The 21921-nt window shown below is 63.7% G+C and carries 22 protein-coding genes; 8 read left to right on the top strand and 14 right to left on the bottom strand.

What is annotated here, in order from left to right; translation table 11 throughout:
- Positions 1 to 29: 29 nt before the first annotated feature.
- Positions 30 to 1034, bottom strand: coding sequence for a cupin-like domain-containing protein (locus tag AC4K8G_RS09375; protein WP_491734446.1), 1005 nt, complete (start codon positions 1032 to 1034; stop codon positions 30 to 32).
- 51 nt (positions 1035 to 1085) lie between these two features.
- Between AC4K8G_RS09375 and AC4K8G_RS09370 the strand changes: the two genes are divergently transcribed.
- Entirely contained in the window at positions 1086 to 2657 is a 1572-nt protein-coding gene (locus AC4K8G_RS09370) for a lysine--tRNA ligase (RefSeq protein ID WP_491733881.1), read from the top strand.
- Between the two features lie 155 nt (positions 2658 to 2812).
- Entirely contained in the window at positions 2813 to 3106 is a 294-nt protein-coding gene (locus AC4K8G_RS09365) for a PilZ domain-containing protein (protein ID WP_491733880.1), read from the top strand.
- Here AC4K8G_RS09365 and AC4K8G_RS09360 read toward each other — a convergent pair.
- Positions 3103 to 5406, bottom strand: coding sequence for a bifunctional salicylyl-CoA 5-hydroxylase/oxidoreductase (locus AC4K8G_RS09360; RefSeq protein ID WP_491733879.1), 2304 nt, complete (start codon positions 5404 to 5406; stop codon positions 3103 to 3105). The genes AC4K8G_RS09365 and AC4K8G_RS09360 overlap by 4 nt on opposite strands.
- A 153-nt stretch (positions 5407 to 5559) precedes the next feature.
- A complete protein-coding gene (locus AC4K8G_RS09355) occupies positions 5560 to 6858 on the bottom strand; it encodes a dicarboxylate/amino acid:cation symporter (RefSeq protein ID WP_491733878.1) in 1299 nt (432 codons plus the stop codon).
- Between the two features lie 61 nt (positions 6859 to 6919).
- Between AC4K8G_RS09355 and AC4K8G_RS09350 the strand changes: the two genes are divergently transcribed.
- Positions 6920 to 7405: a GNAT family N-acetyltransferase gene (locus AC4K8G_RS09350; protein ID WP_491733877.1), complete on the top strand. Its 486-nt coding sequence runs from the start codon at positions 6920 to 6922 to the stop codon at positions 7403 to 7405.
- A gap of 14 nt (positions 7406 to 7419) precedes the next feature.
- Here the strand turns inward: AC4K8G_RS09350 and AC4K8G_RS09345 are convergent, their stop codons facing one another.
- Positions 7420 to 8208, bottom strand: coding sequence for an alpha/beta fold hydrolase (locus tag AC4K8G_RS09345; protein ID WP_491733876.1), 789 nt, complete (start codon positions 8206 to 8208; stop codon positions 7420 to 7422).
- Positions 8209 to 8253: 45 nt separating this feature from the next.
- On the opposite strand from AC4K8G_RS09345, the gene AC4K8G_RS09340 reads away from it, so the two are divergent.
- Entirely contained in the window at positions 8254 to 8733 is a 480-nt protein-coding gene (locus AC4K8G_RS09340) for a (2Fe-2S)-binding protein (RefSeq protein WP_491733875.1), read from the top strand.
- An 82-nt stretch (positions 8734 to 8815) separates the two neighbouring features.
- Complete coding sequence (locus AC4K8G_RS09335) at positions 8816 to 9625, top strand: RcnB family protein (RefSeq protein ID WP_491733874.1); 810 nt, start codon at positions 8816 to 8818, stop codon at positions 9623 to 9625.
- Between the two features lie 65 nt (positions 9626 to 9690).
- Here AC4K8G_RS09335 and AC4K8G_RS09330 read toward each other — a convergent pair whose 3' ends face one another.
- Both AC4K8G_RS09330 and AC4K8G_RS09325 read right to left on the bottom strand, forming a co-directional pair.
- Positions 9691 to 10080, bottom strand: a complete 390-nt coding sequence (locus AC4K8G_RS09330; protein ID WP_491733873.1) for a response regulator — start codon at positions 10078 to 10080, stop codon at positions 9691 to 9693.
- Complete coding sequence (locus AC4K8G_RS09325; protein WP_491733872.1) at positions 10080 to 11804, bottom strand: sensor histidine kinase; 1725 nt, start codon at positions 11802 to 11804, stop codon at positions 10080 to 10082. Before AC4K8G_RS09325 ends, AC4K8G_RS09330 begins: the two co-directional genes overlap by 1 nt.
- 125 nt (positions 11805 to 11929) lie before the next feature.
- Between AC4K8G_RS09325 and AC4K8G_RS09320 the strand changes: the two genes are divergently transcribed.
- Positions 11930 to 13747 carry a glycosyltransferase gene (locus AC4K8G_RS09320; RefSeq protein WP_491733871.1) on the top strand — a complete coding sequence of 606 codons (1818 nt, stop codon included), beginning with the start codon at positions 11930 to 11932 and terminating at the stop codon, positions 13745 to 13747.
- Positions 13744 to 13986 (top strand): hypothetical protein, encoded by a 243-nt coding sequence (locus AC4K8G_RS09315; RefSeq protein ID WP_491733870.1) that lies wholly within the window; start codon positions 13744 to 13746, stop codon positions 13984 to 13986. Before AC4K8G_RS09320 ends, AC4K8G_RS09315 begins: the two co-directional genes overlap by 4 nt.
- Here AC4K8G_RS09315 and AC4K8G_RS09310 read toward each other — a convergent pair.
- Genes AC4K8G_RS09310 through AC4K8G_RS09300 form a run of 3 tightly spaced genes read right to left on the bottom strand, consistent with a single transcriptional unit; the run spans position 13973 to position 15847 of the window.
- Complete coding sequence (locus AC4K8G_RS09310) at positions 13973 to 14377, bottom strand: ATP-binding protein (RefSeq protein ID WP_491733869.1); 405 nt, start codon at positions 14375 to 14377, stop codon at positions 13973 to 13975. The genes AC4K8G_RS09315 and AC4K8G_RS09310 overlap by 14 nt on opposite strands.
- Complete coding sequence (locus AC4K8G_RS09305; RefSeq protein ID WP_491733868.1) at positions 14367 to 14702, bottom strand: STAS domain-containing protein; 336 nt, start codon at positions 14700 to 14702, stop codon at positions 14367 to 14369. Before AC4K8G_RS09305 ends, AC4K8G_RS09310 begins: the two co-directional genes overlap by 11 nt.
- Positions 14699 to 15847, bottom strand: a complete 1149-nt coding sequence (locus tag AC4K8G_RS09300) for a PP2C family protein-serine/threonine phosphatase (RefSeq protein WP_491733867.1) — start codon at positions 15845 to 15847, stop codon at positions 14699 to 14701. The genes AC4K8G_RS09305 and AC4K8G_RS09300 overlap by 4 nt, the downstream gene beginning before the upstream one ends.
- A gap of 88 nt (positions 15848 to 15935) precedes the next feature.
- On the opposite strand from AC4K8G_RS09300, the gene bcsS reads away from it, so the two are divergent.
- Complete coding sequence (gene bcsS / locus AC4K8G_RS09295) at positions 15936 to 16637, top strand: cellulose biosynthesis protein BcsS (RefSeq protein ID WP_491733866.1); 702 nt, start codon at positions 15936 to 15938, stop codon at positions 16635 to 16637.
- Here bcsS and AC4K8G_RS09290 read toward each other — a convergent pair.
- The 5 genes from AC4K8G_RS09290 to AC4K8G_RS09270 are packed head-to-tail and all read right to left on the bottom strand — an operon-like array spanning position 16634 to position 21921.
- Complete coding sequence (locus AC4K8G_RS09290; RefSeq protein WP_491733865.1) at positions 16634 to 16909, bottom strand: Hpt domain-containing protein; 276 nt, start codon at positions 16907 to 16909, stop codon at positions 16634 to 16636. The two genes, bcsS and AC4K8G_RS09290, sit on opposite strands and share 4 nt — an antisense overlap.
- Complete coding sequence (locus AC4K8G_RS09285) at positions 16876 to 17754, bottom strand: glycoside hydrolase family 16 protein (RefSeq protein WP_491733864.1); 879 nt, start codon at positions 17752 to 17754, stop codon at positions 16876 to 16878. Before AC4K8G_RS09285 ends, AC4K8G_RS09290 begins: the two co-directional genes overlap by 34 nt.
- Entirely contained in the window at positions 17751 to 19025 is a 1275-nt protein-coding gene (locus AC4K8G_RS09280; RefSeq protein WP_491733863.1) for a sugar MFS transporter, read from the bottom strand. Before AC4K8G_RS09280 ends, AC4K8G_RS09285 begins: the two co-directional genes overlap by 4 nt.
- Positions 19022 to 20431 (bottom strand): glycoside hydrolase family 30 protein, encoded by a 1410-nt coding sequence (locus tag AC4K8G_RS09275; protein ID WP_491733862.1) that lies wholly within the window; start codon positions 20429 to 20431, stop codon positions 19022 to 19024. Before AC4K8G_RS09275 ends, AC4K8G_RS09280 begins: the two co-directional genes overlap by 4 nt.
- Complete coding sequence (locus tag AC4K8G_RS09270; protein WP_491733861.1) at positions 20428 to 21921, bottom strand: tryptophan halogenase family protein; 1494 nt, start codon at positions 21919 to 21921, stop codon at positions 20428 to 20430. Before AC4K8G_RS09270 ends, AC4K8G_RS09275 begins: the two co-directional genes overlap by 4 nt.

The raw sequence follows: 21921 nt of genomic DNA, 5'->3' as shown, positions 1-21921 counted from the left end.
GAGCGGAACGAAAATGGAACGCGAAATCGTCAGCTAAGAGCTTTGATCAGCAGCTTTTTCACGCGCTCAACAAGATCCGGGGTGCGGGCGCCGAGGATGCCCCGCGCCTGTGCGGGAAGATGGGCGGCCGGGTCACCGTGCTCGCCAAAGACGTAATGATCGAAGTGCGCGCGCCATGCCGCCCGCTCGTTCGGAGGCAAATGCTTCAGGGCTATCACGGAATGGCAGAGTGCCTCGAGCGGCGACAGCTGCGGCACTTCGCTTTCATGCCACCAGAAATTGATCAGGCATCCGAAATCCTCGAGCGACAGGACATCGTGCCACCACATGGCGGGCATATAGATTGCATCGCCCGGGCCGAGTTCCGCCCGCCGCGCCTCGTTCAACGCCTCGGCGAAGCGAGGGTGGGCGCCCAGGTCGGGCGCGTCGATGTCGACCGTGCTGATCGGCTGGCCGGCGAGTGTGAATTCTAGCGGCCCGACATACAGATTCTTGAGCTGATCCGGCGGGAACAGGGTCAACCGCCGGCGGCCGGCTACGACGCAGGCAAGGTTCGACGACTGGTCCCAGTGGGTCGCGGTGTGGGTCCGGTTGCCAAGCCACAGGGAGATGATCGTTTCCCGAGTCATATCCAGCATCGGCACGGGGATGTTCGGAACAAGCTCCGGCAAATGCTTACGGATTGGAATCCCGCCGGCGTACATCGAACGCGGCTTCTCGGCACCGCGCTCGTTCAGCAGCAACTCCAACAGCTGGTCGACCGTCGCCAGCCGCCGCTCGAAATTGAAGCCGCTGTAATCGGCGTTGTAGTTGAACCGGCCTTCGACCTCTGGCGGGGCGATCCATGCCTGGAACGGCTCATCATTCGCGGCAAACCGAAGCATCCCAGCGAGCTCTTCGGCGCCGTCCTTGGCGGCCCGGACGGGCGGCCAGTCATCGACCAGTCCGCGAAATACCGCGGGCTCGCCCTTGGGGACGATCTCGCGCTCGAAGCTCGCCCGATCCATCGGTCCATGTTCGGCGATCGGCCGCATCACCCCTGTCGGCTAGCAGCGCAGCCGCCCCTTCGCTAGGAGCCCTGCTAAATGACCGACCTCCGATCCGCAGCACTGACGTCCAAGGCCTGGCCCTATGAGGAGGCGCGCAAGCTCCTGAAGCGCTGGCCGGATGGCAAGCCGGGTGGCGGTCCGATGATCTTCGAGACTGGCTACGGCCCCTCAGGCCTACCGCACATCGGCACCTTCACCGAAGTGCTGCGCTCGACCATGGTCCGCCGGGCCTATGAAGAGCTGACCGGCAACCCGACGAGGCTGATTGCCTTCAGCGACGACATGGACGGCCTGCGTAAGGTCCCGGACAACGTCCCCAACCAGGAAATGCTGGCCAAGCATCTCGGCGAACCGCTGAGCCGGATTCCCAATCCCTTCGGCACTGGTGAAGAAAGTTTCGCGGGCCACAACAATGCCATGCTGCGCCGCTTCCTCGACCAGTACGGCTTCGATTACGAGTTCGTGTCGGCGTCGGACCGCTACAATTCGGGTGGATTTGACGATGCGATCCGCAACGTGCTGCGCCGCTGGGGCGAAATCCTCGACATCATGCTGCCGACGCTGCGTGAGGAAAGGCGCCAGACCTATTCGCCGATCCTGCCGGTATCGCCCACTTCGGGCCGCGTCCTCCAGGTGCCGGTCGAAGTCGTCGATGCCGACGCGGGAATGATCTCGTTCACCGACGAGGACGGCGGCCGGGTCGAGCAATCGGCGCTCGGCGGCCAGTCCAAGTGCCAGTGGAAGGTCGACTGGGCGATGCGTTGGGTCGCGCTTGGCGTCGACTATGAAATGTACGGGAAGGACCTGACCGATAGCGGCGTCCAGTCCGGACGGATCGCGGCGGTGCTCGGCGGCCGCAAGCCAGAAGGCCTGATCTACGAGATGTTCTTGGACGAGAAGGGCGAGAAAATATCCAAGTCGAAGGGCAACGGCCTCGGCATCGAAGACTGGCTGACCTACGGCTCCGACAACAGCCTAGCCTTCTATCTTTACCGCGAGCCCAAGAAGGCGAAGAACCTCCATCTCGGCCTCGTGCCGCGCGCGGTCGACGAATATCACCAGTTCCGCGGCAATTACCCCGGCCAGCCGATCGAGCAGAAGCTCGGTAACCCGGCGCATCACATCCATGGCGGCGACGTCCCCGCGGGCGAGCTGCCGCTGACCTATGGCCTGCTACTCAACCTCGTCTCGCTGCCAGGCGTGCAGGACAAGGACATCGCCTGGAAGTTCGTGCAGCGCTACGCGCCGGATACGTCGCCCGAGAAGGATGAAGAGCTCGACGCGCTGATCGGCCTTGCGGTCAATTATGCGCGAGATTTCGTCGTGCCGACGCTGAAGCGCCGCGCACCCACGGAGATGGAAGCGGAAGCGCTGCGCGATCTCGATGCGGAGCTCGCCAAGCTTCCGGCGGATGCGTCGGCGGAAGACATCCAAACGCAGGTGTTCGAAGTCGGCAAGCGCCATCCGTTCGAGAGCCTGCGCGGCTGGTTCCAGGCGCTCTACGAAACCCTGCTCGGGTCGAGCCAGGGACCGCGCATGGGCAGTTTCATCGCCCTGTACGGGATCGACAACAGCCGCAAGCTGATCGCCGAAGCGCTTGGGCAGTGACAACAAGGTAAACCACGCGGCAACCTCCTTTGTTGGACGGCTGATTAATTAATCCCGGGCAAATTCAAGCAATGTGGAACCGATGCGGATGGAGTGGACGCCATCCCATCAAATCTGACGAGCGGCCGCCGTAACGGTGTGCTTTCGCGCGTCCTGTGAAAGAGTGGGACCAGGGCATGAAATTCGAAGGACGATTGGAAGGCAGCGAAATCCGGCCGGCGCGAACGGACGTCACTTATGACGTCCAGGTGGATTGCGAGGGCCATGCGTTCGAGGCGCAAATCGTCAACCTGTCGGCGATGGGTTTTCGCCTCCGTTGCGATACCGGCCTCGAAGTCGGGTCGCGCGTGACGCTGAAGGTCGACAAACTGCCCGCCGTTGCCGCGGTGATCCGCTGGGTACGCGGCGGCGAATGCGGCGGCGCGTTCGTCGACCCGGTGATCCTCTAAACGCGGAGCGCCGCAGCGGCTTCCGCTTCGCGCTTCAGGTTGCGCGCGAGCTGGCTCATTCCATTCAGATATTGCGGTGGAATGTAGATGTCGCGGTAGTCGAACTGCGCCGCGGCGCGCAGCGTCCACATCGGATCGACGAGATGCGGCCGGGCCAACGCGACCAGGTCGGCCCGGCCCGCAGCGAGAATCGAATTCGCATGGTCGGGCTCGTAGATGTTGCCGACGGCCATCGTCGCGAGTCGCCCTTCGTTGCGAATGCGGTCGCTGAACGGCGTCTGGAACATGCGCCCATAGACCGGCTGTTGGTCGGCCCAGGTCTGCCCGGCCGAAACATCGATCAGGTCGGCACCTTCGCGCGCAAAGGCTTCGCCAATCAGCACGGCGTCCCCGGGCGTGATGCCATCCTCGCCCGCCCAATCATTGGCTGAAATGCGCACCGACATCGGCCTGTCCTTGGGCCAGGCCGCGCGCATCGCGGCGAAGACTTCGAGCGGGTAGCGCAGGCGATTCTCGAGGCTGCCGCCATATTCGTCGGTACGCTTGTTCTGCAGCGGCGTGACGAAGCTGGAGAGCAAATAGCCATGCGCGGCGTGAAGCTCGACCATGTCGAACCCGCAGACGATTGCCATCCGCGTCGCCGCGACGAACTGGTCGCGGACCGCTTCCATGTCCGCGCGGGTCATGGGAGTGGGCGCCTGGTTTACTGGCGACCAGGGCACATCGCTGGCCGACATCACCGGCCAGTTACCGTCGTCCAGCGGAACGTCATTTCCTTCCCAGCCTAGCTTGGTCGAGCCCTTGGCGCCGGAATGGCCGAGTTGGAGGCAGATCTTGGCCTTCGAATTAGCATGGCAGAAATCGACGATCTTCTTCCACGCGGCGACATGCTCGTCGTTCCACATGCCCGTGCAGCCGGGGCTGATCCGCGCCTCCGGCGAAACGCAGGTCATCTCGGTGAAAACGAGCCCCGCGCCGCCGAGCGCGCGCTCGCCGAGGTGGACGAGGTGGAAGTCGTTCGGCGTGCCGTCGACCGCCGAATACATCGCCATCGGCGAGACGGTGATGCGGTTCTCGACCTGCATCTCACGGAGCTTCAGCGGCGCGAACATCGGCGGCGCGGTCTTGTTCGACTTGCCGTTGGTGGCGCGCTTCCAGAACCAGCGCTCGACCGTCTCGAGCCATTCGCGGTCACGCAGCCGGAGATTTTCGTGGCTGATGCGCTGGCTTCGCGTGAGCAGTGAATAAGCGAATTGCAGCGGTTCGAAATGGAGGTAGCGGTCGAGCGTCTCGAACCATTCGGTCGAATTGCGCGCGCTGTTCTGGAGCTTCAGCACCTCCAGGTTCCGCTCGGCCTGATATTCGTCGAGCGCGGCTTCGAGGCTGAGGCCGGGGCGGTTCAACACCTCGGCTAGCTTGATCGCGTCCTCGAGCGCGAGCTTGGTCCCCGAGCCGATCGAGAAATGCGCGGTGTGGGCGGCGTCGCCCAGGAGGATCACACTGCCGCTCGCCCAGCGCTCGCACTTGATTCGCGGGAAGTTGAGCCAGGCGGCCGAGCCGCGCAGGTGCGCCGCGTTCGAAATCAGTGAATGGCCGTCAAGATATTTGGCGAACAGTTGCTCGCAGATCGCGATCGTTTCCGACTGCTCGATTCGATCGAAGCCGAACGCGCGCCAGGTTTCCTCCGAACATTCGACGATGAAGGTCGAGCAGTCGGGCGCGAAGCGATAGGCGTGCGCCCAGATCCAGCCATGCTCGGTCTCTTCGAACGCGAAGGTGAAGGCCTCAAACGCCTTGCTCGTACCGAGCCAGATGAACTTGTTCTTGCGGATGTCGGTGTCGACCCCGAACGCTTCGGGGTTCGCGTTGCGAAAGCGCGAGTTGAGGCCGTCTGAGGCGATGACCAGGTCGTAGTTCTTCCACCTTTGATCGGCCGGATCGCACTCCGCCTCGAAATGAAGAACCACGCCGAGCTCGCGCGCACGATCCTGCAGAATCTCGAGCAGGCGCTTGCGGCCGATGCCGATAAAGCCGTGGCCGCCCGAGGTGATGGTTGCCCCGTGGATATGGACGTCGATGTCGTCCCAGTGTGCGAGCTCATCGGTGATGGTCTTGGCCGAGACCGGGTCGTTCCGGCTGATGTTCTGGACCGTCTGGTCGGAGAAGACCACGCCCCAGCCGAAGGTAACGCCGGGCGCGTTGCGCTCAAACACCTCGACCTCGTGGGCCGGGTCGCGAAGCTTCATCGAGATCGCGAAATACAGGCCTGCGGGCCCGCCTCCGACGCAGGCGATTTTCATGCCGACGGGCCGCCAAAGTACACGAAGCACACGCCTCTACGCGCGCGCGCGGGAGTCGCTGCGTTTCGAGCAGCTATTGGGAGATCAGTTCCGGGCGCTGCCAGTCGCATAGCAGTAACATGGCACAGCAGCGCGGCTGTAGGACAGATGGAATCAGGCGCGCGCTGAAAGCGCACCCGGCTTCGTGCGGACGCGCGGCTTATCGCGAGCGGCAGTGTGCATTCGGTTCACTGCGGTCGTTGCAGCAACGTCCATGCTGACGATCCCGGTGGTTGCGAGCGCGTCAGGGATCACATCGACCGACAGGAACACGGGCAGAAGCCCTAGAGGCGCGCCCACGGCGGCGAACGCGGGGGCGGCAACCGCAAAAAGACTGACCTGATTGGGAAGCCCGACCGCGGCGAACTCCATCAACATCGAAATAGCCGCGCAAAAAACCACCAAGGTTAGCGATGGCGGGACGCCCGCCATCGCCGCAGCGTAAACCGCATATGTGAGGGTCAGAGGCGGTCCGACAAACCGGAACACCGAAACGGCCAGCGGCAAGGTTACATTGGCGGTCTCCTTGGAAACACCAAGCGCGTCGGCGGACTTCAACATCACGGGCAGCGACGCCACGCTGCTTTGCGTCCCGAGCGCGACCATCTGGCTTGGCAATACGCGCGCTGAAAACCGACCAAGGCCGATCCGGCCCCAAAATACGGCCACCGGATAGGCGAGGGCGAGCATCACAAGGAGGACAGTGACCATGTGGCGCAGATAGCCCCCCAAGCCCCAGAGCATTCCAACGCCGGTTCTGTGAGCGGTGCCCATCGCCAGGCCAAGCACACCGAGCGGTGCCAGAAGGAGAACCCAACCGACAATCGTGAACATGATATCTGCGATCGTATCGATGAGCTTCATGATGCTCCTGCGCCGTGGCTCATCGGTCCGCGTCATCGCGAGGCCGAACAGGACCGCGAAAACAACGACCGGCAGAACCGCGCCTGCAGCCAAGGCCGCGAAAACGTTCGGCGGGACGATTCCCAAGACGACATCGCCGACCAGCGGGGCTTTGACATCTGTCGACGCCGAACGGACGTTCTGAAACGCCGCCAGCGCTGCGTCAGAGACCGGCCACAGCTTGAGCAGCAAGACATTGAGGACGATGCCGGTCAGCAAGCCGAGAGCATAGAGGACGGCGAAAACCAGAACCGCGCGTTTTGCAGTGCCTCCTCCGCCGGCGCCGGAGCCAGCCCGGGCGAGGCCCGTCGTCAGCAACGCGAAGACGAGGGGCAGGACAGTCATTTGCAAGGACGCAAGCCACAATTGCCCGGCGACCTGGCCTGATGTTGCGAGAGCGTCTGCCCACGCCGCGGCTCCTGGCTTTGGGAGGAAAAGGCCGAGTGCGATTCCCACCAAGACGCCCGCCAGGATCCGCATCCCGAGCGGAACTTGGGTTAATCGCTGCATGGTTTTTCCCCCTGGCAACGTCTAACCCTAGCGGACCCGAGCGGGAAAGCCACGCCAACCGATGTTCACCATCAAGCAGTGCGAGAGCGAGCAGGATTTTGCGAGTGCGGCAGAGCTCGCCGCCGAGCTCGCCGCATGGGACATCGCTGAAACACGAAAGCTCGGTATTTCGGCGGATGAAATGGCGGAATTCTACTATCCCGTTGGACATGAATTACCGGCAATGACGTTGCTTGCTTCGGCAGACTCGATCCCGGCCGCGTGCATCGGCTACCGCGAAATGACTCCAGGAACATGCGAGCTGAAGCGACTCTACGTGCGGCCCACATTTCGGGGGACGGGGCTAGGTCAGATGATGGTCTCTTCGCTCGTCGAAAGAGCGGTGGTTGCGGGCTATTCGCGCATGTGCCTTGAAACGACCCGTTTCATGCAGGGCGCAATGCGATTGTACGAAGGGGCGGGTTTCGTGCGGTGCGAGGCTTATTATGCGATCCCCGAGACATTTCGGGACGTCAGCATTTTCATGAGCAAGGAAATCGCGCGTTAATTGCACCGCGTTCGTCAGCTGTGCGAATCCACCCCGCGGATGAAGGCGCCGACAATCGTGTTGAACGTGTCCGCCCGCTCGAGATTGGAGATGTGCCCCGCGCCCTCGATCGGCTCGTAATGCGCGCCGGGGATCATCCGCGTCAGCGAGGTCGACAGCGCCGGCGGCGTGACCTTGTCCTCGGTCCCGCACACGACGAGCGTCCGCACTCGGATCGCGTCGGCGCGCTCGGCCTGGTCCGCGAGCCACACCGCCTCCGCCCCGATGCGGAACGCCGCTGGGTTGATCCGCGCCATGGTTTCGATAACGTCGAGCCGAACCGCCGGATCGGCAGGTTGGGCGAGCAGAACATCGACGCGGCCCTCGGCCAGCATGCGCATCTGTTCGCTGGCGGCGATCGAGCGGTCGTAAATCGCCTGCCCATCCGGGTGCGACGCGAAGGTGTCGGCGAGGATCAGCGAGGCGCACAGGTCGGGCGCGGCATGGTGGATGGCGATCGCGACGACGCCGCCGAGCGACAGGCCACAGATATGCGCTTTCGATACGCCGAGCGCGCCAAGCGCCGAGACAATCGCCCCGGCATAATCGTCGCGCGTCGTGCCTTCGGGTGCGGGGTCGCTGTCGCCGTAGCCTGGATAATCGAAGGCGATCGTGCGCCGCTCCTGCCCGAAATGATCGAGCTGCGGGCGCCACACCGATTTGTCCGAGCCGACGCCGTGGAGGAAGACGATCGGCATCTTCTCGCCGCCGCCCGATTCGGCATAGCCAATGTCATAGCCAGCATTTGTGCGGACCCGAGCCATAAGCTCCCCTTGGCAGCGCAGCGGGCGGCGCGCTAGCCTTGCCGAATGGCAAGGATGACCGTCAACGGCGAGCCGCTTGAGTATAAGCTCGACCCCGAAATGCCGCTGCTGTGGGCGCTGCGCGATGCGTCGAACCTGACGGGCACCAAATATGGCTGCGACAGCAAGGATTGCGGCGCGTGCACCGTCATCGTCGACGGCCGAGCGACCCTGAGCTGTGCGGTTGCGCTCAAGGACCTCGAGGGCGCGCGGGTCACGACGATCGAGGGGCTCGGCGGACGCCATCCGGTGCAGCAGGCGTGGCTCGCCGAGCAGGTCACCATGTGCGGCTATTGCGAACCGGGGTTCATCATGGCGATTGCCGCTTTGCTCGATTCGACCCCGAACCCCAGCGACGAACAGGTCAACGCGCTGCCCAACATTTGCCGTTGCGGCGCGTACGCGCGCATTCGCAAGGCGATCCGCCGCGCGGCGCAATCGAGACCGGGCCAAGAACCAACACCGTCGGCTAACTTACAAACATGAATATACGGCGCCGAAACGGTTAAGCTTCGTGTCAGCAGATCAGGCGCATTTGACCGGGTAATGAACTTGAAAGGTCACTGTCATGCGTAAGTTCCTGATATCCGTTTTGCTGGCAGGCGCCGCGGCGAGCCCGGCGTTTGCGCAGCCCAATGACGACACCGACCGCCAGCAGCAGCGCGAGGAGCGAGCCCAGGCCCGCGAAGAGCGCCAGCAGGCACGGCAGCAGACCCGCGAGGAGCGGTCGAACAACAATGCCGAGCGGCAGGCGGCTGCCCGTCCCGAGCGTCCCGAGCGGCAGGTCCAGGTCCCGCAGCAGCAACAGCAGCAGCAGTTCGACCGGCAGGCCCGCCTGCAGGATCGCAACGACGCCCGCGACGCGCGGCGCGACTCGGCCGATGCGGCTCGCCAGCAGCGGCTCGACCAGCGCCAGCAGGTCGTCGACCAGATTCGCGACGACCGGCAAACCCGGCAGGCGAACCGGGATCTTCCGCGCGTCCATCGCGGCGGCACGCCGGTGGTGAGCAACGTTCCGCGCGCTGGCACCCAGCCGCCGCCGCCCGCGGCGGTTCGCCCTACGGCCGCGCCGCAGTGGAGCACCAGCTGGCGCAACAACAGCAGGTACGATTGGCACAATCACCGGCGCCATCACCGGTCGCTGTTCCACCTCGGCTTCTACTTCGATCCGTTCGGCTGGGGCTACAATCCCTACCAGATCGGGTGGCGCCTATGGCCGAGCTATTACGGCAGCCGCTACTGGATCAACGATCCGTGGCAGTATCGCCTGCCCTACGCGCCGCCGGGCACACGCTGGGTCCGCTACTATGACGACGCGATCCTCGTCGACATGTGGAGCGGCCAGGTCGTGGACGTGATCTACAGCTTCTTCTGGTAAGCCAGGGGAGGCGAAAGAAGGGCGCTGCGGGAAACCGCGGCGCCCTTTTCTTATGCGCTCAGCGGTTAGCAGCCCGCCTTGGCGAGCGTCGCGCGAAGCTGGTCACTGAGCGTCATCGGGTCGAACGGCTTCTTGAACACGTCGATCGCGCCGAGCTTGCGGAGCTCGGCGACGTGCGACGGCATCACGCTCGCGGTCATGAAGATCGCGGGAACATTCGCGGTTTGGGGACGCGCCTTCAGCTCTTTCAGAAGGTCCCCTCCGGTCATGCCGGGCATCGAGAAGTCGAGGATGAAGACGTCGGGCTTAGCCTTGTCGACCCCGGCAAGCGCCTCCTCGCCCGATGAGAAACGCGTAACCTCGAACCCGCCAATATCCTGCAGCGCCATGGTCGCGAGGGTCGCGATGTCGTCGTCGTCCTCGACCAGGACGATGCGTCGGCGCTGATCAGTCATCACCTGGTTTTTCCTGCAAGCGGGAGGTCGATCCAGAAACGCGTGCCCCGGCCGAGCGCGGTTTCATATTCGATGCTGCCCTTGTGCTGTTCGATGATGGCCTTGGCAATGGCGAGGCCGAGGCCGGTCCCGGCGCGGCGGCTCTCGTGGCCCGCCGCCTGCGCGAAACGGTCGAAAATGCGCGACCGGAATTCGACAGGAATACCCGGCCCCTGATCGGCAACGCTGATGCGCGCCGCCTTGTCCATTCGCTCGACGATGATGCTGACGACCCCGGCCTTGGGCGAGAATTTGGCTGCATTCGAAATGAGGTTGGTCAGCGCCTGGATGAGGCGGCTCTCGTCGGCGACAACCATCAGCGGCTCAGGCTGCGAGGTGACGATCAGCCGCACGTTCCGATCCGCGGCATATGTCCGATTTTGCTCCTCGGCTCGCTCGACGACCTCGCGCATATCGGTTTCATGTAGGTCGAGCTCGAACTTGCCGCTGCCGATCTTCTCGATGTCGAGGATGTCATCGACGAGCAGGCTGAGCCGCTCCGAATTTGATTTGGCGATCTTGAGCAGCTGGAGTGGCTTGGCGTCCATCGCCTTGCCGATCGCATGGTCGAGCAGCGACAAGGCGCCACGGATTGACGTGAGCGGCGTGCGCAGTTCGTGGCTGACGGTCGATACGAATTCGTTCTTCATCCGCTCGATCCGGTTGCGTTCGGTCGCGTCACGCACCAGCAGCAGGGTCCGCGCGCCCTCGGCGAGGGTCACGGTGCTGGTCGCGATCTCAGCCTCGAAGCGCGAATCGTCGCCGCGGATACCGACGAGGTTGCTGAACGCGCCGCCGTTGCGCCGCTTCTGCCGGCGCTCATTGAAGCCCTCTATATAAAGGGTCCCGCCCTCGAACATCTCGGTGACGCTCTTCCCGATCAGTGCCCCGGCATCGAGCTGGAAAAGCTTTTCGGCGGCCGGGTTGAGGCTTTCTACGCAGCCTGCCTGGTCGACGACCATCATGGCGTCGCCCGCGGCGTTGAAGATCGCCACCTGCCGGTTGCTGACGTCCTGAGCGATGGCGCTGAGCCGCCGCAGCCGTGACAGGTTGGCGACATAGGCCACGAAGGCGAGGAGGAGCAGCCCCACGAGCAGCAGCTGCAGGATCGCGGTCCACAACTGGGTACGGAAATTGGACGACGAGTAAGACAAAACGAGGCGCTGCTGACGGGCATCGTCGATTTTGCGAAGGCGCGTGATCTCGTCGCGAAAGCGATCCATGATCCGCTTGCCGCGGCCCGACGCCACCAGCCTCGCCGCTCCGGAACCGGAGCCGGAACGGCGCGCCGCGATCACGTTTTCGGAAACCGCGATTTTCTCAGCGCTCAGCTGCTTCAGCGCGGCAAGATCGCTCCCCTCGCCCGTGTTCGCAGACGACCGATCCACCGCCGCGAAGGTCGATGCGATCTGCGGCAGCGCTCTCAAATAGGGCTGGAGGAAATCCGGATTGCCTGTGATCGTAAAGCCGCGCTGGCCGGTTTCGACGTCCTGATGAAGCGATAGCAGGCGATCGAGCAAGATGCGGTGCTGGTAGGTCTGATCGAGCTGGATCCGAAGATTGCGGCTTTCCCGCACCGAACTGACCTGGATGACGACCAGCAGTACGAGCATCACTGCCGCAGCCACGGCGAGGATGCGCCGCCCCATGACCGTGTCGAAGATGGGCCCCCTGGCTGCCGTCACGCGGGGCGTCGAGTTGAGATCGCTGGCGGAGTGAAGACGATCCGGTCCAAAATCGTGCACCTTGCAGTCGATACTAACCTGTTTAAGCGATTAGACCGGGCTGAACAGAGGGCTGTGTCGATTTCGTGAGCACGTCGCCGTTCTACTTCGAAAAGTTCGAGAATCGGCGTCCGGGCGCGCCTGTAAATCCCACCGCGCTGGTGATGGCATTGTGGCAATTCTTCGCCACCATCTCGATCGTGCTCGGCGGCTGGTACATTGCCTGGCGCTGGACGAGCTCGCTCAATTACGACGCCTTGTGGTTCGCGATCCCGCTCGCGGTCGGCGAGACCTGCGCCTACTTCGGCCTGATCCTTTTCTTCTATAATTTGTGGGGGATCGACGATCCGACGCGCCATGCGCTTCCGACGCGGATCGGCGATTGCGATCCGAACGCGCCCGATCCTGACCGCGGGATCACGATCGACATCTTCCTGACGACCTACAGCGAGGACGAGGAACTCGTCCGGCTATCGATCAAGGATGCCAAGGCGGCGGTCGCGCCGCCCGGCGTCAGCTTCCAGGTCCATGTCCTCGACGACGGACGGCGCGCGACCATGCGTGCGGTCGCGGAAGAGGAAGGCGTCAACTACATCACGCGCGACAATAATATCGGCTTCAAGGCCGGGAATTTGCGCAACGGGATGGAGCTGACGCACGGCGATTTCATCGTCATCTGCGACGCCGACACGCGCCTCTTCCCGCAGATGATCGAGCACACGCTCGGATATTTCCGCGACCCCGAGGTCGCGTTCGTCCAGACACCGCAATGGTTCTACGACTTGCCGCCCGGCGAGCGCCTGCCCGACAGTTGGGAAAAGGCGGTGGGGCGACCGGGCCGGTGGGCGGCGAAAGCGGTCGAGGCCGTGTTCGGCAAGATTCAGGTGCGCGCCGACCCGTTCAACAACGACGCGTCGATTTTCTACCAGGTGATCCTTCGCCGGCGAAACCGGGCGAATGCAGCTTTTTGCTGCGGCGCGGGCTCGATCCACCGTCGCGAAGCGGTGATGTTCGTCGCGCTCCGCGCGTTCGGGGAGGCGATCAAGCGCGCGTCGTCGGAGAAGCGCTCGCTGCTCGAGCGCATCCGGCGCCGCACCGATAATCCGGAGGCGGCCGCGCTTCGCCTGTGGGAAGCCGCGCGCGAAGAGGAACTGACGCCGTACAAGTTCCACGTCTCAGAAGACATCTACACGTCGATCGTGCTCCAACAGGACCGCACGCGCCGGTGGAAAAGCGTGATGCACCCGCATGTCGAATCGCGGATGCTGTCACCGCAGGACCTGCTTACCTGGACGATCCAGCGCTTCAAATATGCGGGCGGAAGCCTGGACATCATGCTGCACGACAATCCGGTCACGGAGCCGGGCCTCTCGTTCGGGCAGCGGCTGATGTACCTCAGCACCTTCTGGTCGTACCTCGGCGCAATCTGGAATGTGATGTTCCTGGTTTCACCGATCATCTACCTGGCGACCTCGATCCCGCCGGTTTCGGCCTACACCGCCGACTTCTTTATCCACCTCATTCCCGTGCTGATCGCGGTCGAACTGTCGATGCTGTTCGGTTTCTGGGGGTACAGCGGATATAAGAGCAAGATCAGCTTCCTCGCCTCGTTTCCGCTGTCGCTCCAGGCGCTGTGGACTGTGCTCCGCGGCAAGCCGATCAAGTTTCACGTGACCCCGAAGCAGCGACAGGAAGGGAATTTCCTCTACATCGTGTGGCCGCAGACGGTGATCGCTGTGGGGACGCTGCTCGCAATCGCGTACGGCATCTTCCAATTGTCGCGCGGGGCCGCGCATTACACGATGGAAGGCGTGCTCGCGAACACGCTTTGGGGAATCAACAATATCGCCGCAATGTCGCTGATGATCCGAGCGGCCTTCTGGAAACCGGAGAATGCCCAGTGAGCTTCAAGAGCAACATCATCAAAGGGCGCAGCCACTTCATTTTCATCGCCGGTCTGCTTGCCGCGGCGGCTTTCATCCTGTGGGCCGAATCCCAGGATCCGAACAATCCCAATTCGCGGCACAACGCCGCCATGCAGCAACCGCGAATCCTCGCCACTTTCCCGGATACGACCAAGGCGCAGCAAGCCTGTGCCGAGCTTCGCGGCCAGGCCGCGAGCTGCGAAGTTATCGCGCCTTGAACAAGGTGAGATAGTTGCGGCCGCCTTCGCGCCGGTAAGCGACCCGATCGACGCAAGCCGCGATGATCGCGAGGCCACGCCCGCTTTCCGCCGTCAGCGCGGGCAGCGGATCATCGCCGAACAAGGGATCGGGCAGCGCGATCGCGTCGTCGCTCAGCTCGACCATGAATTCGTTTTCGGTGAGACCCGCGGTCGCACGGATGCTTCCGCGATCGCCTGCATAGCCGTGGAGCACGATATTGTTGGCTGCCTCGACCACCGCGAGCTCGAGATCGGCCAGCGCCTCGTCGGACAGGCCGGCGGCGATGGCGCGATCCCGCACGAATGACGCGAGCGAGCGGATCTGCTCAAGGTCCGCATCGATCACGGTCGAGCGATCGTCAGCGGCCAAGGGCGGCCCGCGCTTCCTCGACGTTATCAAACTGCTGGAAAAGCCCGTCGAGGCCAGTGACCTGGAGCAGCCGGCGAAGCGGCTGCTGTGCCGATGCGACGACCAACGTTCCACCTTCCGGCAGGCGCTTCATCAATCCCACGATCGCGCCGAGCCCGGTCGAATCGACGAAACCGACACCGCTCGCGTCGAGGATGACCTGGCGGGTCTCCGCCGGCAGTTGTTCATCCAGCGCCGACTTGAATGCGGGTGTTACTGCCGCATCGAGGCGGTCCGCACCGATCCGGACCACCGCCAATTCACCGTCACCTTCAATGCTCGTCACTGTTCATCGCCTCCCGAAACTCGTTCGATCGCTAACACGGAAATGTCGTCGTCTGGCGCATGTCCCCGGCGCCGCGTCGCAAGCTCAGACTGTACCGTTGCAACGAATTTATCGATCGTCGAACCGGCTGAAGCGCGGCAGAAATCATGGAAGCCCATCTCGTCCATGCCGCTCTCCATCACGCCGTCGCTGTAGCAGACCAGGCGATCGCCCGCGCCAAACGCAATCTCGACCGGCTTGAAGCCGACATTGTCGAACATGCCGAGCGGCAGGCCCCCATCCTCAAGCTTGCCGCACGAGCCGCCGTGCCCGATGAGCAAGGGCGGCGGATGACCCGCGCGCAGCAGCTCCATCGAGCCGCCCTCGCGCACCAGGCCCATCAGCGCGGTGAGATAGGAGTCGTTGGGCTGGCTGAAGAGCTCGCGATTGACCGTCGCCGCAATGGCCTCAAGCCCGGCGCCCCCGGTCGCCAGCTCCATCAGCCGCTGGTGCATTGCGAAGCTGTTGAGCGCCGCGGGAACGCCATGGCCCGACACGTCGATCGCAAAGAAGAAAGTCCCGCCAGCGACCTTCGCGACGCCAAAACTGTCACCGCCCATGTCGATCGAGGGCTGGAGGAATGCAGCGTGCCGGAGAGCGCCGGTGACACCGTCACGAGGGATCAGGCTGCGCTGCATGTCGGCCGCCGCTTCGACGTCCGCCTTCAGCTGATTGTAGGTCTCGGCGAGCTCCCGATTGCGGTCCTCAAGGCGGCGCTGAAGACCGAGGACGCGGCGCGCGGTCGCCACCGCGATTTGCAGCTGGACCGGCGTGATCGGCTTGTAGAGGAAGTCGTCGGCGCCGACCTCCAGCGCTGTTTCCATCGTCCGCTCCTCGCCCGGAGCGGTGAGGAGCAGCACATGGAGGTAGTGGTCGACGAGCGCGCGGGCCCGGCGGACGAGCTCGATCCCATCCATCCGCGGCATCATCCAGTCGGTGACGAGCACGTCGAACCGCGCTTCCGACAATCGCGCAAGACCGGCTTCGCCGTCGGCGGCGGTCTCCACCGTGCAGCCGAGCTGGGCGAGCTTGAGCGCAAGGAACTCAGCCGCGATCTCATCGTCCTCGACGACCAGGATCCGGAGAGAGATATCGCTCGCTGCCATCTTGCGTAACGCTCCTTTGTTATGAATTTTGCGCTATGCGCAACTCGGGCGTCGTCGAAGGGTTGGGCGGCGAAAGGGAGGCAGTCCGTTGAAACTGACAAAATTGCTGGCGGCGATGTCGCTTAGCTCCGTCTCCGCCACGGCCAACGCGCAGGACTATCATGGCGTCGGATATGCGGGCGGATCGCTCGGCCAAGGGACCAACGGTTATGCCGGACTTGTCGTCGCAGTGCCGGGTGCAAGGCTCGGCCACGGGCTTGCGGTGCGAGGTACGCTGATCGGCGGAAACTATCGCTACGACACCGGCACCGGCGTCCGGATCCACGGCAAATATATCGGCGGCGAAGCGGCACTGGTCTATCAATTCTCGGGCGACTGGGGCTGGTCGAACATCTCCGCCGGCCCGCGCCTGACGCACACATCGCTGTCGCCCAACGACCCCGACAACAAGCGCGATGGCAGCCGCTGGGATGTGGGCACGCAGATCGACGGCGCTTTCAACTTCGATCCCAAGTGGCGGCTGACCTATCTCGGATCGGTCGGCATCCGCGATGGCGCCTACCTGGTGAAGGCCGATGTTGGTCCCTTCATCGATTCCAAGTCCCAAACGAGGATTGGCGTCGAGGGCTCCCTTCAGGGCGACCCCAAATATAAGGCGCGAGGTGCGGGCGTGTTCGTTGGAACCCAGTTCCAGAAGGACGCACAGATCCAATTGTCCGCCGGCATTCGCGACCAGTCGGCGCGCAAGGCCGGCGCTTACGGGGCGATCGCGACCAGCTTCCTCTTCTAACTGTCACCGAGCTGCCGGAGCGCGGCGACCAGGCTTTGCGCCTGGTCTTGCGGATCGCCGCCTTCGAAGATGATCGCCTCCAGCCGTGCGGCGCTCCGGCCGATGTCGGTTAGGCCGAACATGCCGGCAGTGCCCGAAATGCCGTGAGCGATCGCCTTGACCTCGTCGCGGTCGCCGGCGGCAAGCGCCGCCTCCAGCGCATCGGCGCGCTGTAGTCCGAGCGCTAGGAACTTCGTTTTTAGCTCAGCGAGCTTCTGTTCGATGTCTTCCATCTGTCGCGCTTCCTGGCCCTCGGCGGGGCCTGCCAGATCCGTACATAGTCAATCATCAGCCGCTGCGGCAGCGCAGCATCGTCGATCCCTTTCTGGCTCGCCCAGTCGCCGCCGATCGCGAGGTTGAGGATCAGGTCGAACGGCCGGTTGAACGGCCACTCGGCCTTGGTGCCCGTGCGCTGGCGGCGGAGGCGAAGAATGCCGCGGCCATCGACCCCGATGGTGATGGAGCCAGGCCGCCAATCGAGCTGATAGCGGTGATAGGTGTCGCAGCTTGATGGCACGAGGCGTTGCGCGCTCTTCTGCGTCCCTATCGTGTGGTTGTAGGCCTTGGTGTGCAAGGTCGAGTAGATCAGGTTCGGCTCCGCGCCGACCTGCTCCATGATGTCGATCTCACCGTCGTCGGGCCATTTCTTGAGCGGCTTGCGGAGCATCCAGATCGCCGGCCAGGTTCCCGCAGCACAGGGGAGCTTCGCGCGGATTTCATAGAAGCCGTAAGTCCAGGCCTGCCGCGACTTGATCCGCGCCGACGTGTAATCCTGGCCGCCCCAGTCGGGATAGCGCTTCGGATCAAGCCGTTCCTTGTACGCGGACATTACGAGGCGGCCTTTGGACACGTGAATGTTCTTCCAACGTCCGGCCGAATAATATTGCCGTTCCTTGTTGAACCAGCCGCGCTTGTTACGCTCGGTCTCGTAACGCCACTTCGCAAGGTTGAGTGTTCGGCCGCTGAACTCGTCGCGGAAGACGAGGCGCATGCCGGCCGGCCGCCGCACCGGGCCGGCATAGGTCGAGTTGGTGACCGTGAACGGCGAGGCGGCTGCAAGGGCGAAAGCAATAATCATGGAAACGGCGGTTCCTGCACGGGCAGGATCGCACCTTTGCCGCGAACCTCGCGCGCCGCCAGCGCGAATATTCCGATAAATACGTAGCCGATCAGCGGGATGCCGAAGGCGGCGCTAAGGCCGAAGCGGTCGGCGATCGCGCCCACAGCAAGGGGCAGCACCGCGCCGCCGAGGATAGCCGCGCTAAGCAGGCCGGAGGTCGCGCTTTGCGAAACGCCGCTGCGCTCCAGCGTCAGGGTGAAAATGGTCGGAAACATGATCGAATTGAAAAAACCGATGGCGAGCGCGGCGTAGCCGATCAACGGGCCGCGGCCGAACAGGACTGTCAAGCACAACGCTGAAGCAATCATTCCGCACGCCGCGAGCAGCCGATCGGCGCGCATCCTAGTCAAGAGAACGGTCCCGACCAGCCGGCCGCACAGCGCTCCGCCCCAATAGAAGTTGGCGAGGTACCCGCCCGCCGTTTCGAACGGCACGCCGAGCACCTGGCGCTGGTTGAGGAAGTTGATCATGATGCTCCCGATCGACACCTCCGCGCCGACGTAGAGCGCGATCGCGAGCGCACCGAACACCGCCCAACGCGAACGCAGCGCCTCGAACATTCCGGTCGGCGCCGGGCGGAGCTGGTCGGGCGCGACGCTGGACAGGAATTTGTGCAGCATGGCGAACAGCACGAGCAGCGCGCACAGCAATCCCGCCATGATCAGATAAGCGCGGTCGACCGAGGCGAGGATCGCGTTTCGCGCCGGTGCTTTCGCCTCGGGTGCCAGATCCCCGAGCATGACGAGCGAGCCAAAATGCACGCCGAGGACGACGCCAAGCGAGTTGAAGGCCTGCGCGAAGTTCAGACGGAAATGACTCCGCTCTGGCGGCCCTAGATCGGCGGCAAGCGGGTTGGCCGCGACCTGCAAGCCGGTGAACCCAGCCGCAAGCACGAACAATGCGGCAAGGATTGGCGCGAAGCCGCTCGCGTCGGTGCTGAGCACGACCGCGAGGCAGCCGAGCATCATCAGTGCGAGCGACCCGAGAATGGTGTCGACCGAGCCTATCCGGCTGCACAGCCAGGCGGCGGGCAGGGATAGCAATCCGTTCGCGAGAAAGGACACGATCTGGGTCAGGAGCGCTTCGGTGTAATTGAGGCTGAAGGCCGCCCGCAGGGTCACGATGAGGGGGTCGTTGTTCGAGGTGATGAAGCCCCAGGCGAAGAACAAGGTTGTGACCGCGGCGAGCGCCAGCGCTGTACGCCGGCTGTCCTGCGCTGCCGCGTTCACCTGCTCCAGCGGACCGTTGCGACCGCGCCGGCCGGCAACGGCACGGCGTAACGCGTGCGATCGAGGGCAATGGTCACCGGCCCATCGCCCTTGTCGCGATGGAGGATCGCGACCCGGCTGCCGTCGGGGTTGATGAAGGCCGCGGCTTCCACCCCGTCATCGCGCTTGGTCGTGCCGACGCGATAGGCTCCCGGAAGTACGAACCGGCTGGCGTGGCCGAGAATGTAATATTCGACATTGCGGGTGATCGCACCGGTCGCTGGATCGATGGTGACCACCCCGCGGCAATCGCCGCAGCCGCCTTTGTGCGGGCCGTGCGCCGGGTCGAGCGCGAGGTTCCACAGCAGCACCCCGCGCGACCAGTTGTTGGCGCCGCCGATGATCAGCTTGTCGGTCATCCAGCCGAGCACTTCGGCATATTTGGGCGACCAGTCACCGCCCGAGCATTCAGTGAACCACGTATCCTTGTCCGGGAAAGCGTCGTGGATCTGGCTTTGCGCCGGCACGTCGCCTTCGTAGCAATGCCAGGCGACGCCCGAGACGTAGCGCCGGGCGACGGGGTCCGAGAGCACGGTCCACGGCATCTCCGGATTGTCCCAGTTGTGATCGTAATCGAGGATCTGCGTCTTGAGGCCGCGCGCGCGCAACGCCGGCCCGACGAAACCGCCAATGATCTTCGCACGATCGGGCGAATTGACCCGCATCCCCGGATAGCTGTCGGGCTCAAAGTCCGGCTCGTTCTGGATGGTCAGCATCGACACCGGCACGCCTTCCGCGCCGAACGCCTCGACGGTCCGCGCGAGATAGCTGGCAAAGGCAGGATAATATTGCGGCTGCAACTGACCCTGGATCAGGCTGCGCGTGGTCTTCATCCACGCCGGCGCGCTCCACGGGCTAATCATCACCTTGAGCTCGGGATTGATCGCTAGCGCGTCGCGCACGCGCGGCAGGACATATTGGCGGGCCGGCTGAATCGAGAAATATTTAAGCTCCGGGTCCGGCGCATTCCCGGGCGTGTCGTCATAGCTATAATGGGTCGGCGAGAAGTCCGACGCGCCGACGGTCAGGCGCGTGAACGACAGGCCCAATCCATCATTCGCGCGCCCGAACAGCTCGGCCATGATTGCGCGGCGCTTGCCCTCCGGCAGGCCGGAAAAGAGGATTGCCGACGCGTCGGTCATCGCCGCGCCGAAGCCGTGCATCCGCTGAAAGCGCTTCGAGCTGTCGATCGCGATGGTTTCGTCGCCGGTCGCCGGGCCGAGCGGAGTCAGCGCCGGCTGGGACGCGAGCTTCTGCGTTTCGTCAGCCGTCGTCAGCCATGTCTGCGCCGATGACGGTTGAGGTGCCGGAAGAGTCGCGCAACCGGTCAGCGCGACGGCGGCGATCGCGGCCGCAAGGCGCCTCAAGCGATCTCCTCCGCCCGACAGTAGCGCGCGACATATTCGTCATGCGTCGGCATCACTTCGACGCAGCGGTCGATCGTCGCGGCGATATTGCCGAGGAATTGCTCGATCTGCGCGTTGCTCTTGATCGCAACGAGCGGATCGCAGCTGTTCGGGACCACGCCTTGGCCAAGGAACACCTGGATCCAACTCTCCTCGCTGAACAATTCCTCGTCCTCGCGGAAGATGCGGCCGTTATTGCGCCACAGGTCGATCTTGCGCTGCAAGGTCGCGGGAAGCTCCATCTCCCGGCAATATTTCCAGAAGTCGCCGTCGCGCTGGTTGGCCCAGTAGTGAAGCACGATGAAGTCGCGGGTCCGTTCCCACTCGAAATCCGACTGGCGGTTGAATTCGTCGATCGTTGCCTGGTCGGTGGAAGCGTCGGGGAACAGCCTGACGAGACGGATGGCGGCAGACTGGACAAGGTGGATGCTGGTCGATTCAAGCGGCTCCAGGAAGCCCGCGGCAAGGCCAAGCGCGACGCAGTTGCGATTCCACATCTTCTTGCGCTTGCCGCTGGTGAACCGGAGGCGGTTGGGGTTGGCGAGCTGCTCGCCGTCGAGGCCGCTTAGGAGCAGCTTCTCCGCCGCATCGTCGTCGATATGCTGGCTCGAGTAGACGAGCCCGTTGCCGGTGCGGTGCTGGAGCGGGATGCGCCATTGCCAGCCCGGCTCCTTTGCAGTCGAGCGAGTATAAGGCGTCAACGGCGTTGTCCGCGCGCACGGCACCGCCATCGCTCGGTCGCACGGCAGCCAACGCGACCAATCGTCATAGCCGGTCTTCAGCGTCTGCTCGATCAAGAGGCCGCGGAAGCCCGAGCAGTCGATGAAAAAGTCGGCTTCGACCTTGCGGTCGCCTTCGATGGTCACGGACGCAATGTCGCCGTTCTTATGCTGCTGGACATTGACGATCTTGCCTTCGGTGCGCTTGACCCCGTGCATCTCGGCGAGGCTGCGGAGGTATTTGGCATAGAGCGAGGCATCGAAATGAAACGCGTAAGCGATATGGCTGATCGGCGATTCCGACATGTCCGGCCGGGCGTGCATGAACTTGTTGGCGAGCGCCGCGGCGGTGTTGATCGAAAAATCGGCGAAGTCACGGGCGCGGCCGCGCTGGTTAGCACTTAACCAATAATGGTGGCAGCGGAGCCATTCCCAATCCTGTCCAATGACTCCGAACCCGTGAACATAATCGTGGCCTTGACGAAGCCAGTCGACGAACTGGATGCCGAGCTTGAACGTCCCCTGGGTGCGCTTCATGAACTCGACTTCGTCGAGCTGCACCAGCTCATTGTATTTCTTGATCGCAGGAATGGTGGCTTCGCCGACGCCGACGGTGCCGATCGCTTCGCTCTCGATGAGCTCGATGTCGTAGAGGCCCTGGAACAGCTTGCCGAACAGCGCCGCGGTCATCCAGCCCGCAGTGCCGCCGCCAACGATCAGAATCTTCTTCAT

The sequence above is a fragment of the Sphingomonas sp. SP3 genome (genome assembly GCF_058514305.1).
Note: the sequence above shows the minus strand (reverse complement) of the source record. Positions and strands in the feature narration are given on the sequence as shown.